Here is a 12,694-nt window from a genome sequence, read left to right on the forward strand (position 1 = left end):
GAGATGATATTTATGCGTGGCGGGGGGTTATCGCGCAACTTTTCACGGAAGCGAACCGCAATCTGCCTGCGCTAAATTGCGCGCGCGGTTGTTCCTTCTGCCGGTCACAGAGTAGAATCACTCCCGGCACAGGCGGATGTGCTAAATATAACAACAGGCGGAAAACAGCCGGATCACCTCACTAATGCAGTTTAACCCTACTTAACATTACTGGTTGCAATGAAAATTCGTTTCTTATCGGCTAACGAGCTCAAACTCTCTGAAGTGCGTACCATCCTTGAACCGGTAGGAGTGGAAGTGGTGCCTATCGCGCGGCGGATTGAGGAGATCCAGACGGAAAATGAGGTTGAACTGGTACGCGATAAGCTCACCAAAGCGTTTTCCATTATCGGGCGGCCGCTGTTTGTCGAGCATACCGGCCTGTTTCTGGACGGGCTTAACGGTCTGCCAGCCGGACTGACGCGCATCTTCTGGAGCCGGCTCAATGCCGATCGCTTTACCAAACTGGTACGCGGCCTTGATACGCCCTGCGTGACGGCAAAAACCGTGCTGGGGTATTGCGATGGTCGCAAGATGTATCAGTTTGAAGGACAGCTGCGCGGTCGCATTGCGCCAGAGCCGGCCGGGCCGCAGGAGTTTCAGTGGGACTGCGTGTTTATCCCGGAAGGGTATACGCAGACCTTTGCTGAAATGGGCGATTTAAAGAATGAGATCTCCAATCGGCGCCTGGCGCTGGATCGCTTTGCCGCCTTTCTCAAAACCGCGCGGGGTTATGTATGAAGCCTGAACTCAAACGCGCCTACGATGCCGGCAAACTGATCCTGTTTGCCGGTGCCGGCATCTCCCGCAATCTTGGCCTGCCGGAGTGGCACGAACTGATTGCCCATCTGGCAAAAGAGCTGGGCTACGATCCGAAAATATTCAACACCTACGGGACACACCTGTCGCTGGCGGAGTATTACAAGCAGCGCAAAGGCTCACTGGGGCCGCTGCGCAGCTGGATGGATCGCGAGTGGCACCGGCCCGATATCGATGTGCGCAGCTCCGAAATCCATACCATGATCACCCAGGGTAATTTTTCGCGCATCTACACCACCAATTACGATCGCTGGCTGGAGATGGCTCACGAGGCGCACAACGTCCCCTATAGCAAAGTGGCTAACGCCGCCGATCTCGTCTCACTCACTGAAGATAAGCGCCACATCATTAAACTTCACGGCGATTTCGATGACGATACCTCGATTGTGCTGGATGAGAGCAGCTATTTTGAACGTCTCTATTTTGATTCCCCACTCGATATCAAACTGACGCACGACGTGATGGGTAACTCGGTGCTGTTTGTTGGCTACAGCATCAGCGATTTCAACATCCGCCTGCTGTTCTACCGGCTGACTAAAATGTGGGGACGAACCGGACTCGCAACGGCCCGGCCTAAATCGTATCTTTTTACCAATCGCAATAATCCGGTGGCTAAAGAGGTACTGGGGCAGTGGGGAATTGAGATGATTGTCTCGGAAGAGGATGACCCACGAAAAGCGCTGGCCACCTTTCTGGAGGAATTGCTTGCCTGAAACGCGGGCAGACTTGCTCATCGCTGCATAACAGAATATACTGTATATAAATACAGTTAATGAGGTGCATCATGGCAGTCGAAACCAAATATGTTGTAGTCAGAAAAGGTGAAGAGAAGATGACGTTTGCCAGTAAAAAAGATGCCGATGCCTGGGATAAGATGCTCGATATGGCAGATGCCTTTACCGACTGGCTGCAGCAGATCAAGCCAGAGCTGGCGGATGCGGAAGCGGAAACCTGGGGCATGCTGCTGGCAGAGCAGAAAGACGCGGTACAGCATATTCTGCGCACCAGCAAACTGCCTGATGCGGCGGCAGACAAAGATGCTAAATCTGAAGTGAAAGAGAGTGATTCTGCCCCTGAAAAAAAGGTGCGCGCGGTTAAAGCGGCCTGATCGTTGTGATGCACCCCGGCGCCGTCTTCCTGACGGCGTTTTGCTGTCGCCTTACTCACCTTTGCTACTTTCTGATTAAGCCTGAAAAAGCCCGGCATGCGGGCCATTTTATCAGTGTGAAAAGAGTGAAAAGGTTCCCGAGTAGTAGCTCACCATCCAGACAACATAAACCAGCCACACCAGTAAAAAACCGGTTAAACCCATTTTACCTGTCATTGTATGCTCCTGTAATCGTAAGGGCGGAAAGCCTGCAGGAGATACGTTGACAGCAGTTGCGCACAAAGTTCTTGCGCCAGATCAACCCGCCAGTGAAATACCTAATTAATCCCCAGGGGCGGCATTTATATGCCAGGGTCGCATAAATGCGACCCCTACGGGGGCGTCTGTAGGGGCGTCCGTAGGGGCGTCTGTAGGGGCGGCATTAATGCCGCCCTGGTCACGTTCCGCACCTAACCTCAGGGTCGCATTAATACGCCAGGGTCGCATTAATACGCCAGGGTCGCATAAATGCGACCCCTACGGGCATCGATATTGATTATTTTTTAATCCGGGTGCGGATGCCATCAAGTTCAGCACGGTTGAGCCGATAGAGTGATAAAGGATCGCTGGTGGCCCAGGATGTGGCGCAATTATTGCTCTGATTTGCCAACCCCAGGAGCGCCATCATGGCCACAAAAGCAGTTATAACGCGAAAAATGCGTACCCGTACTCAGATGCTGCTGACGGGCGCGGTCACAATTACCCTTGGTTTTGCTATCACCATCGGCGTGCTCAGCTGGCAATCCAGCAGAGAACAGAAGTCGCTGGCGGAAAACTATCTGCAGCAGATTGCGCAGAGTCAGGCATTGCAGATTCAGCAGGAGCTGAGTTATGCGCGCGATGTGGCGCATAATCTGGGACATAGCCTGATTGCGCTGCCGGCGGCAGGGATCAGCGATCGGAAGGTGGCGGACCAGCTTCTTATCTCCACTCTGCGTGACAACCCCGATTACCTCTCCATCTCTGTGATATTTGAACAAAATGCGTTTGATGGCCGCGATGCGGAGTTTGCCAGCCAGCCTGGTGCTGCACCTCAGGGACGCTACGCCTACTTTGTCGATCGCAACAGCAGCGGCAGCTTCAGGCTGCATCCACTGGCCTCGATGCTGACGCCAGGGCAGGGAGATTACTATCTGCTGCCACAAAAAAGTCGTAAGGATACGCTGATTGAACCCTACAGCTACGCCTATAACGGGGTGCCTGTGTTACTCACTTCCGTCGCCGCTCCCATTATCAGTCAGGGCAAGCTCTGGGGCGTAGTGACCTCTGATATCTCACTGGCGGCGCTGCAGGCGCGCATCAACAAGATCAGGCCCTGGGAAGGCAGTGGCTATGCGATGCTGCTCTCCAGCGGTGGCCGGGTGGTTTCCTATCCGGACCAGACGCAAACCGCGAAACCCTGGCAGGGAGAAACGCATGGGTTCAGCCGTGCCGTTACTGAACAGCATGACGCCATACTGGGGGAAGCGGCGCTGATAACATGGCAGCCAGTGACTATCGGCAGCAGCGACCAGCACTGGTATCTGGGTGTCGTTGCACCGGTGAGCAAAGTGATGGCGGCGGCGCACCGCCAGCTGATGCACGCGCTGATACTGATGCTCATCAGCATCGTTGCCGTGAGTGTGCTGCTGGGATGGGTGTTCAGCCGGAAAGTGCTTAAGCCGATTGGCGGCGAGCCGGCCGAAGCCACGGCTATTGCGCTGGCGGTGGCCGGCGGCAGACTTGATAACGCGATTCCGCTGGTGTCACAGGATCGCAGCAGCCTGTTTTACGCGCTGCATACAATGCAGACGCAGCTGCGCGATATGGCAAGCCAGATTCAGGACGCCAGCGCATCAGTGCGGCAAGGCGCGGGCGAAATCGCCAGCGGCAACCTCGATCTTGCATCGCGAACCGAAGAGCAGGCGGCTGCGCTGGAGCAGACCGCGGCCAGTATGGAGCAGATTACCGCTACGGTGAAACACAACGCGGCAAATGCGCATCAGGCAACCACGCTGACAGAAAATGCCACGCATATTGCCAGCCGCGGCGAAACACTGGTGGGTGAAGTGGTGCAGACGATGGCGCAGATAGATAACAGCGCGAAAAAGATCGGCGACATTACTGCCATTATCAACAGCATCGCATTTCAGACGAATATTCTGGCGCTCAACGCGGCGGTGGAAGCTGCACGTGCCGGCGAGCAGGGGCGAGGCTTTGCCGTCGTGGCCTCTGAGGTTCGTAATCTGGCGCAGCGCAGCGCCAGCGCGGTGAAAGAGATTGCTGCGCTGATCGAGGAGTCCGGGGAGCGCGTCAGCAGCGGCGTCGGGCTGGTTCAGCGTGCCGGTAAAACCATGACTGAAATGACACAGGCGGTAAACTCCGTGCGCAATATTATCGATGAAATTGTTATCGCATCTGATGAACAGGCGCGCGGCATAAGCCAGGTGACCATTGCAGTGAATGAGATGGATAGCGCTACGCAGCAGAATGCGGCGCTGGTTCAGCAGATGTCGGCAGCAGCAAGCTCACTGGAAGATCAGGCGGCGCAGCTCGCTCACACCGCCGCACGTTTCACATTAAGCTGACTGACGCAGCCCGGCCGCGTGTCGGGCTGCCGTTAGCGCGGCTTGCGCGAAGGCATCATGCGCAGCAGCGTATTGTCCTTAAACAGATAATGATGCGCCAGCGCCGCCAGCGCGTGCAGGCCGATTAACCAGTAACCCAGCGGTACCAGCGTTTCATGCCACTCAATCAGCGTATCGGCCAGGTCGGGATCGGGCGCGGCGCTGACCGGCATCGAAATACCAAATAGCCACCAGTCGCGGCCAAGCCAGAATCGGGAGAGAATGCCCAGCACCGGCAGGGTAATAAACAGCAGGTAGATTGCCAGATGAGTAAGGTGTGCCAGGCCGGTCTGCCAGTGGGCGGGCTTCGGCACAATAGCCGGCGTGCGATGGCGAAACCGCATCACCAGACGCGACAGCATCAGCAGCAGCACGCAGCTGCCAGCAGAGAAGTGCGTCACCACCATAAAGAGACGCTGCCAGGAGCCGCGCGGAGCCAGGCCGCGAAACTCCATCGTGCAATAAGCGAGAACAATCAAAATAAATGTCAGCCAGTGAAGCAGAATCTGCGCGGGGGCATATTTTGTGCTCATTATTCCATTCCATTCGGTACGAAGCGGTAGCGCTACAATAGCCGAAAGCAGAGTGAAAAAAATGCCCTTTCTGCGTCATTGCTGCCTGAAACTCAGCGCCGGGCGACCTGTTGCGCCTCATTGCCTGACTTACCGGCCGCCGCAAGCTCACTGTTGAAATGTGCGGTCAGAACGGAGTAGGTCTCCTCAGCTTTCATACGATAGAGCTGTTCAGAGGGATGAATACAGTCAGGTGACATCAGCGACTGCCACTCTTTCATTTGCAGAATACGCTGATACTGGCGTGCCAGCGGCAGCGACTCGGCGCGCGCCAGTGCGTCCAGCTTCGTGACATAAGGCGCAACGTTCCACTTTTTTGCCCCGCCACAAATCGGGTGCGGCTCCTGCAATACCACCTGTTTACCCTCTTCGCGGGCAATCGCGATCAGCTCCGTCATCACTTTAGTATACTGATCCGGGCTGACGATATATTTCGCTTCGGTATCTTTGAAATGAAAGTGTCGCGCATCGTTGGTTGCGAAGTTCAGCAGGATTATTTTAGCGGGCGAGCGCTGCATCTCTTCACGCCAGCTTTTATTCTTTTTATAGAAGTATTTCGGGTGCAGTAAATCCATTGCCTGTGCAGAGGCTGCGCCCTTATTTACCACGCGGATGCCCGGGCCATACTTTTCGCCAAGCCACTTATTTATCAGGGCAATCTCATTGTCTTTGATGTTGATGTTATGTTGTTTGCCATTCTCTCTGACTGCCATTGCGCCCAGCGTACTTGAACCACCGTAAGCTTCAATAATAAAGTTATTACTGGTATCAGGCGTCGTTGCCCATGCGGTATTTTGCAGGATAAATCCGGTAACCAATAATGAAGCAAAACGAATCAGTGAATAAGGCATAGCAAATTTCCCGCCTGGTGAGGCTCAATAATATTTAATGGATCGAATAATTAAAACGTAAAATGTAACCATAACAGCTGTGACGCAGGTCATACAATCTTAAAGCATCAGTGAAAAATCAAAATCAGGTTAATTCTTAAACTCTGGTAATAACGCTGTGAAATTATTTGTTTAATCAGCATGATGTGCATAGTGACTATAAAATATTCTGGACCTGATTTCAGGAGGGGGACAGGGGACTGCTCTGGAGTCTCAGGATGACCACGCTAACCATTTTTATGATTTTCACCTGTCAGGTCAGGATGTAGGAAAAGCGCTCAGGCTAGCGGAGCCGGGCTTCTTTGTCAGTAAGGCCGCCTGCCAGCGCGGCATTAACCCGGTTCAAAGCATTAACTCTCTAACACTTTCAAACAGATAACGCTGCTTTACTGAACAGGTCCGTAAAAAAGTTACAATTTTTACACAATAGCGAAATTCCGAATCGTTAGTCACAGGAATGTATACAGAATTTTCTGGTATTACCCCGTCCACGATTCCCCTATATTCCGCTCACTATCCCCATCAAGGTATGCGATGTGAAAACACAATCCTTTTTGTCCAGCCGAAATATCGGTCTGGATCTGCTGCGTGCCGGGCTAATTCTGGAAGGTGTCTTGTTACATGCCTCAAGAAGTTTGCCCGGCGAGAATCCCTGGTATTATACGGCGCAGCGCGATCCCGCTGAGATATTTACTGCGCTGTTGAGCATGTTTCATACCTTCAGGATGGAAGTCTTTTTCTTTTTATCAGGGATGTTTTCCGCCCTCATTATTCTCCGTAAAGGACAGCAGTTTTTTACCGAGAACCGTCGCAAGCGCGTATTTATTCCGCTTATTTCAGCCTATCTGTTTATTCCGCCACTGATGTATTTTATCTCTGGACAGATAAATGACCGCCCCTACTCGGCGGAAGGCTGGCTGAACAGCTACACCATGATGCATCACCTGTGGTTTCTGGTGTCGCTGAGCATTATGTCACTGGCCATACCCGGCAGTTTTTATCAGTGGAGCGCGCGCCAGCTGGGCAAACTCTCACTGCCTGCGCTTATCGCGCTATTAGTTGTGCTGGGTAACGCCTGTTTTGTGCTGAAATTCCTGGTAAAAGGGCGTGGCGAATTTATCGAGCTAATCCCGATTACGGCGCGCTTCCTGGTCTACTATACGGCGGGTTATGCGCTCTATATCAATCGCGAGAAGATTGCGCATTACGCAAGCAGTAAGCTGATGAATAACTGGCTGATTGCCGCGCTGGTGGCTGTCGTCTGGGCGGGCTGCTACTACGTTGCGCATAATCATATCGGCGGCGTGGTGAAGTACGTGCCGGTAATGATGGGCAGCGTGCTGTCCGCCATGCTCTCTTACTGGATGGTGTTCACCTTTGAAAAAATCCAGGTTAAAGAGAATCGCATACTGACCGCTATCGTGGATTCAGCACTGATCATCTATCTGCTGCACTATCCGGTGGTGATTGCGTTCTCCTGGCTTATTGATGACTGGCTGCCTGCCAACTATGCCGTTCTGTATGTGCTGATTGACTGTGCTATCGGTATCGGCCTGAGCGCCGTCTGCTACTGGTTCATCAAACGTTCACGCATTGCCTCTTTCATGTTTGGCCTGAAGCCAAAAGCGAAGAAGGTGCCGGTGCCGCTCGAAGCCCGCATGTAATCCGTTTTGCCCGTCAGCACGCCTGCTGGCGGGCCCTGCTTTATACCGCCCTGAACCCGATTATTCTGACGGATACCGCAAATCCCCGGTCACAATCTGGTAAATGCCTCTCTGAATGTCTACACCTTTCCTGCAATACCACGCCGCCTGCGGATAAGCCGCACGCGTAGTCCGCCCGTCTCGTCGCCAGCGTGGCGATCGGGTATTTCAGGAGTCTGATATGCCTCATTCCTGTTTTACGCCCCTGGCGCTTGCCGGCGCCATTGCTGCCACTCTTGTTGCCTCAGCGCCTGCTTACGCCTGGGATAGCCTGACTGTATTTGGCGATAGCCTGAGCGATGGCGGCAATGTCGGTCGCTTTACGTATGATGGTGCACAGCATCCCCTCTATGACGAAATTCTGGCAGCAGACTCTGGCCTGTCGCTGCGCCCTTCATCGCAGGGCGGAAATAACTACGCTCAGGGCGGCGCCGTGACCGTTCCGGCGCTTAACCCGGCGTTTAATACGCAGGATCAGCTGGCGCGCTGGCTGCAGCGTAACAACGGCCGCGCGGAGCGCAATGGTCTCTATATTTACTGGGCAGGTGCCAATGACATTGCGGCGGCGGTGCTGGCAAATCCGCTGACTGCGCCGCAAACCGTTGCAGCCAGCGCCAGCGCGGCGGCGGCACAGGTTCGAACGCTGCTGGATGCAGGTGCGGGTACGGTAATCGTGCCGAATGTGCCGCAGCTTGGCACAACCCCGCTGATGATTGAGACGGTGCTGCAGCTGACAGGCCCCCTGGCAGATTCAGCGCTGCAGGCGGCGTTTCAGTCGCTGAACGCGACGCCTGTGCTGAGTCAGGCTGCCCGCGAGCAGGCTATTCAGACCGCATTCAGCCGTGCGGCGGGAGAAGTCTCTGCGATCCCTGCCGTACGCGATGCGCTGGCGCAGCAGCTGTTCGCGCTCTGGCAGGTGCTGAGTGAGCAGGTGACGGCACTCTCTGATGGATTTAACCAGCAGGAGGAAGCGGGGCTGGCTGCGCTTAAAGGCAATATCGTGCGTGCTGATATCGCTGGCCTGCTCAGCGAAGTGATCGCGGACCCCGCGCGGTATGGTTTGAGCAACACCATCGGTATGGCCTGCCCGCCAGGCACATCCGCCGCCCAGTGTACGTCTGCCACGCCAGGCTTCAGCGAGGCGCAGCGCTTTCTGTTTGCTGACCGGCTGCACCCCTCGCCAGCGGTACATGCGATGATTGCCGATTATATCCGCTCGATTCTCGATGCACCGGCGCTGGTCTCATCGCTCACCGCAGCGCCAGCAGGCGCGGCCCGTGATATGCAAAATACGCTGGAGGGACATCTGCAGCAGCAGCGTCAGCAGGCGCAGAGTACCGGTGAGTTTAGCCTGTTTGGTGGCTACGCCGGGCAGCATGCTGACTATCGCCGCAGCGATCTGCTTACGGGTGATGCCACTCAGGCCAGCCTGACGCTGGGTATGGGATATCAGCTGACCGATAGCTGGCAGGCGGGTCTGGTGCTGTCACGCAGCGACCAGCGCCAGCATCCTGACGATCGTTACTCATACAAGCTGCGCGGCAATCTGGTGGCGCTTTACAGCCAGCTTACGCTGTTCGAGCAGGGCTGGATCAACGCAGACGTGCACTACGGCGATCTCAGCTATGACGCTATTGAGCGCCGTGTTCAAATCGGGCCGGCCACCCGTACAGAACAGGGAAACAGCAGCGGTAAACTGCTGGGCTTTCGCGTGCAGAGCGGCTGGGATTTCCCGCTGACCGCACATCTCTCTACCGGTCCGGTTGTGCGCTATGCTCTCGATTACGCGCGCGCCGGTGGCTACCGTGAAAACGGAGAGAGCAGTACCGCAATGCGTTTTTCCGAACAGACCCGGCATACCCAGACTGGCGCAGCCGGCTGGCGTATCGACACCACGCGGTGGCCCGTCAATCCCTGGGCGGAAATCAGCTACAACCGTCAGTTTGGTGATGCTGAGAGCAGCGTTCGCGGTGGACTAAAATCAACGCGCACGGCTTTTACCCGTACGGTTAGCAATGGCGATGATAGCTGGCTGGAGGCGGCAGCGGGTGCCTCGGTGCCGCTGACTGACGCCGTCAGCGCGTTTACCGGCGTTTCTGCGATCGGCGGCAACAGCGATCGGCGGCAGATAACATGGAATATAGGCATGAATGCCACCTTCTGATCGCTGAGAGCGCCGTCTGCTGCAGATATCCGCTCACGTGGATGCGGCTGGCCGGTACAGCCCGGTGAATAACAGGTATAATCCGGCAGATTAGCCAACAGATTCAGGATCGGACATGACCAAACTTACTCTTCAGGAGCAGATGCTCAAAGCCGGATTAGTCTCCAGCAAAAAAATGGAAAAAGTGCAGCGCACGGCCAAAAAGTCACGCGTGCAGGCGCGCGAAGCGAAACAGGCCGTTGAAGAGAATAAAAAAGCGCAGCTTGAGCGTGATAAGCAGCTTAATGATCAGCAGCGTCAGGCGGTGCTGGAAAAAGAGTATAAGGCGCAGGTAAAGCAGCTCATTGAGATGAACCGCATCACCATTGGCCGGGGTGATATCGATTTTAATTTCACCGACAACAATCTGATTAAAAAAATTACCGTTGATAAAACGACGCAGACGCAGCTTATCAACGGGCGTCTGGCGATTGCCCGGCTGGTTACGGAGAAAAGCGATTACGCGATTATTCCGGCCAGCGTGGCGGATAAAATTGCACAGCGCGATGCCAGCGCGATTGTGCTGAACAGCGCGCTGAGTCAGGAAGCGCAGGATGAGGACGATCCATATGCTGATTTTAAAGTGCCGGATGATCTGATGTGGTAAGCGCTCTGGCGTTCAGAACGGGGCCGGCAGCTGCAGATGCAGCGGCTGCTGGCTGACCGGATGAACAAACCGGATCCCACTGGCGTGCAGCATCAGACGCGGCGCCTTTTCTGTTCCCGGCAACTGCCGGCCACCATAAAAGTCGCAGCCCAGAATCGGGTAACCCAGCAGCTGGCAGTGCAGACGCAGCTGATGGGTACGTCCGGTTTCGGGCATCAGCATCACCCGCGTCAGCGGCGGCCCTTCAGGCGGGAAAAGGCGTGCAGTCACCTGATAACGCGAGCGCGCCGGTTTACCCTTCACCGGGCACACCGACATCAGCGGAAAGTGCGCGGGATCCTTTGCTATCGGCGCATCTATCACGCCTTCGTCATCGGGCAGGTGACCGCACAGTAGTGCGGTATAGGTTTTTCCCACCCGGCGCGTACTGAACTGCGCGGAGAGCGCAGCGTTGATCGCTTTGTTCCGGGCGATGATCATCAGGCCGGATGTGCCAAAGTCGAGCCGGTGCACCAGCGAACAGCCGGGATAGCGCTGCAGCAGCCGGTAATGCACCGAATCGTTATTTTGCGGATTCTTACCGGAGAGGCTCAGCAGACCGGCGGGCTTACCTATCACCAGCAGGTGCTCATCCTGCCAGACTACCGCGATCTGTTCATGGCACGGCGGTGCAATAAACGCGTCAAAATCAGCAGACATAGCGCATCCTAATCGGGCTAACGGGCGCTGATGATAGCGGATTGATGCGGGTCAGTCGCGGCTTTTCCAGCGGTTCTGCAGATAGCGCACGGCCTCCTGCGTCTGCGGCTGCGACAGATACCCTTCCCGGAAGAGAATGGTGCCATCCACATCCGGCAGCGACTCATTCAGCTCAATCTGCTTTTGCAGTTCGGGTACCCCATTCTGACGCGTCCAGTCGGGCTCCATTTTAGACGCCACGCCCACTTTATAGAGCGCAACGCCAATGTAGAGCTGCACCGGCGTCGGACGGACCACGTCCGCCCACCAGCGGGTCAGCACGTCATAGCGCGCTGCTGCGCGGGCAAACGGCCAGTAAAGCTGCGGCGCGATATAATCCAGCAGACCACGCTGAACCCAGAGGCGCGTATCGGCGTAGGCCTCGTCGTAGGCGGCTGCCCCGCGCGTATCGGAACCCGCCGGGTCGTGAGAGAGATTACGCCACACGCCAGCCGGACTGACGCCAAACGCCACGCCGGGCCGCACTTTTTTAATCGTGCGGGAAACCTGTTCAATCAGCTGTAGCGTGTTATTGCGCCGCCAGTCAGCTTTAGTGGTAAAACCGGCGCCATATTGCCGAAAAGTCGCGCTGTCATTCAGAAGAGAGGCCGCGGTTTCCGTGTAGAAATAGTCGTCAAACTGCACGCCATCCACGGCGTAGTGCGAAACAACTTCAGCCACGATGCTGGTGATCCAGTCGCGTGCGGCGGGAATACCCGGGTCCAGTACCAGCCGGTCGCTGGCAGTGCGGATCCAGTCAGGATGCAGCACATAGACGCTGGCAGGCTGCTGCGCCAGCGTACGCTGTAGTTCGCGCAGGGTGCCGGGTTTGACGTTAGTCGAGACGCGATAGGGGTTAAACCAGGCGTGCACTTTTATGCCACGCTGATGGGCTTCTTTCAGCAGAAACGCCAGCGGATCGTAGCCGGGATACTCTCCGATATGGCCGGTCAGGGTATCGGACCACGGCAGGATCTTTGAGGACCAGAGCGCGGTACCGTCAGGCTTGACCTGGAAAAACACTGTGTTGATCCCGAGCTGCTTTAACTGGTCCAGTTTTGCGATAAGCGACGCCTGCTGCAGACGCACACGCTCAGCGGGTGCAGCCGTCACCGATGTCACTGGCGGCCAGTCGAGGCGCGAAACGGTGGTGAGCCATACGCCGCGCATCGGCACGCGCCGGGCGTCCGGAGCAGGCGTTACCGGCGGCTTTGCCGCGGGCGGCAGCGGCAGCGGCGTCACCAGCGACTTCGGGGGGGTACCGGCACAGCCTGCCAGTAGCAGCGCCAGCGCAGCGGTGCGCAGCAGCGCTGTCAGATGAAAACGCGATAAACAGGCTATGGTAAACTCCCTTTATAAACGGCTAAAAC

At 55.9% G+C, this 12,694-nt stretch carries 11 protein-coding genes; 7 read left to right on the forward strand and 4 right to left on the reverse strand.

Translation table 11 applies throughout. From position 1 onward, the window contains the following. Nucleotides 1–219: 219 nt before the first annotated feature. The 4 genes from DBY66_RS03760 to DBY66_RS03775 all read left to right on the forward strand — a co-directional run bounded on the left by DBY66_RS03760 (nucleotide 220) and on the right by DBY66_RS03775 (nucleotide 4,572). Nucleotides 220–780 carry a non-canonical purine NTP pyrophosphatase gene (locus DBY66_RS03760; protein WP_040113457.1) on the forward strand — a complete coding sequence of 187 codons (561 nt, stop codon included), beginning with the start codon at nucleotides 220–222 and terminating at the stop codon, nucleotides 778–780. Next, on the forward strand, nucleotides 777–1,571 hold the full coding sequence (locus tag DBY66_RS03765; protein ID WP_034829783.1) for an SIR2 family protein: 795 nt from the start codon (nucleotides 777–779) through the stop codon (nucleotides 1,569–1,571). Before DBY66_RS03760 ends, DBY66_RS03765 begins: the two co-directional genes overlap by 4 nt. A gap of 71 nt (nucleotides 1,572–1,642) precedes the next feature. Next, nucleotides 1,643–1,966 (forward strand): YebG family protein, encoded by a 324-nt coding sequence (locus DBY66_RS03770; protein WP_071668310.1) that lies wholly within the window; start codon nucleotides 1,643–1,645, stop codon nucleotides 1,964–1,966. A gap of 665 nt (nucleotides 1,967–2,631) precedes the next feature. Further along, the gene (locus tag DBY66_RS03775; RefSeq protein WP_108569873.1) at nucleotides 2,632–4,572 is read left to right on the forward strand and encodes a methyl-accepting chemotaxis protein; all 1,941 of its coding nucleotides are present in this window, start codon (nucleotides 2,632–2,634) and stop codon (nucleotides 4,570–4,572) included. Between the two features lie 32 nt (nucleotides 4,573–4,604). Here the strand turns inward: DBY66_RS03775 and cybB are convergent, their stop codons facing one another. Both cybB and DBY66_RS03785 read right to left on the reverse strand, forming a co-directional pair. After that, on the reverse strand, nucleotides 4,605–5,144 hold the full coding sequence (cybB, locus tag DBY66_RS03780; protein ID WP_071668312.1) for a cytochrome b561: 540 nt from the start codon (nucleotides 5,142–5,144) through the stop codon (nucleotides 4,605–4,607). A gap of 92 nt (nucleotides 5,145–5,236) precedes the next feature. Then, nucleotides 5,237–6,034, reverse strand: a complete 798-nt coding sequence (locus tag DBY66_RS03785) for an SGNH/GDSL hydrolase family protein (RefSeq protein ID WP_052246545.1) — start codon at nucleotides 6,032–6,034, stop codon at nucleotides 5,237–5,239. Nucleotides 6,035–6,609: 575 nt separating this feature from the next. Here DBY66_RS03785 and DBY66_RS03790 point away from each other — a divergent pair. The 3 genes from DBY66_RS03790 to DBY66_RS03800 all read left to right on the forward strand — a co-directional run bounded on the left by DBY66_RS03790 (nucleotide 6,610) and on the right by DBY66_RS03800 (nucleotide 10,586). Then, nucleotides 6,610–7,737, forward strand: coding sequence for an acyltransferase family protein (locus DBY66_RS03790; protein WP_108569872.1), 1,128 nt, complete (start codon nucleotides 6,610–6,612; stop codon nucleotides 7,735–7,737). Nucleotides 7,738–7,957: 220 nt separating this feature from the next. After that, nucleotides 7,958–9,940, forward strand: coding sequence for an autotransporter domain-containing protein (locus tag DBY66_RS03795; RefSeq protein ID WP_108569871.1), 1,983 nt, complete (start codon nucleotides 7,958–7,960; stop codon nucleotides 9,938–9,940). 115 nt (nucleotides 9,941–10,055) lie between these two features. Further along, complete coding sequence (locus DBY66_RS03800; RefSeq protein WP_094112280.1) at nucleotides 10,056–10,586, forward strand: DUF2058 domain-containing protein; 531 nt, start codon at nucleotides 10,056–10,058, stop codon at nucleotides 10,584–10,586. 12 nt (nucleotides 10,587–10,598) lie between these two features. On the opposite strand, the gene DBY66_RS03805 is transcribed toward DBY66_RS03800, so the two are convergent. Both DBY66_RS03805 and DBY66_RS03810 read right to left on the reverse strand, forming a co-directional pair. Further along, nucleotides 10,599–11,285: an RluA family pseudouridine synthase gene (locus tag DBY66_RS03805; protein ID WP_108569870.1), complete on the reverse strand. Its 687-nt coding sequence runs from the start codon at nucleotides 11,283–11,285 to the stop codon at nucleotides 10,599–10,601. A 51-nt stretch (nucleotides 11,286–11,336) separates the two neighbouring features. Further along, nucleotides 11,337–12,665 carry a glycoside hydrolase family 10 protein gene (locus tag DBY66_RS03810; RefSeq protein ID WP_304598652.1) on the reverse strand — a complete coding sequence of 443 codons (1,329 nt, stop codon included), beginning with the start codon at nucleotides 12,663–12,665 and terminating at the stop codon, nucleotides 11,337–11,339. Nucleotides 12,666–12,694: the final 29 nt, after the last annotated feature.

It is taken from the genome of Pantoea sp. RIT413 (genome assembly GCF_003057675.2).
GTDB lineage: Bacteria > Pseudomonadota > Gammaproteobacteria > Enterobacterales > Enterobacteriaceae > Pantoea > Pantoea eucrina.

Bases quoted from the DNA above. Each gene is read 5' to 3' on its own strand.
- DBY66_RS03795 (WP_108569871.1), top strand. From the start codon at position 7,958: ATGCCTCATTCCTGTTTTACGCCCCTGGCGCTTGCCGGCGCCATTGCT.
- DBY66_RS03760 (WP_040113457.1), top strand. From the start codon at position 220: ATGAAAATTCGTTTCTTATCGGCTAACGAGCTCAAACTCTCTGAAGTG.
- DBY66_RS03765 (WP_034829783.1), top strand. From the start codon at position 777: ATGAAGCCTGAACTCAAACGCGCCTACGATGCCGGCAAACTGATCCTG.
- DBY66_RS03800 (WP_094112280.1), top strand. From the start codon at position 10,056: ATGACCAAACTTACTCTTCAGGAGCAGATGCTCAAAGCCGGATTAGTC.
- DBY66_RS03770 (WP_071668310.1), top strand. From the start codon at position 1,643: ATGGCAGTCGAAACCAAATATGTTGTAGTCAGAAAAGGTGAAGAGAAG.
- cybB (WP_071668312.1), bottom strand. From the start codon at position 5,144: ATGAGCACAAAATATGCCCCCGCGCAGATTCTGCTTCACTGGCTGACA.
- DBY66_RS03775 (WP_108569873.1), top strand. From the start codon at position 2,632: ATGGCCACAAAAGCAGTTATAACGCGAAAAATGCGTACCCGTACTCAG.
- DBY66_RS03805 (WP_108569870.1), bottom strand. From the start codon at position 11,285: ATGTCTGCTGATTTTGACGCGTTTATTGCACCGCCGTGCCATGAACAG.
- DBY66_RS03785 (WP_052246545.1), bottom strand. From the start codon at position 6,034: ATGCCTTATTCACTGATTCGTTTTGCTTCATTATTGGTTACCGGATTT.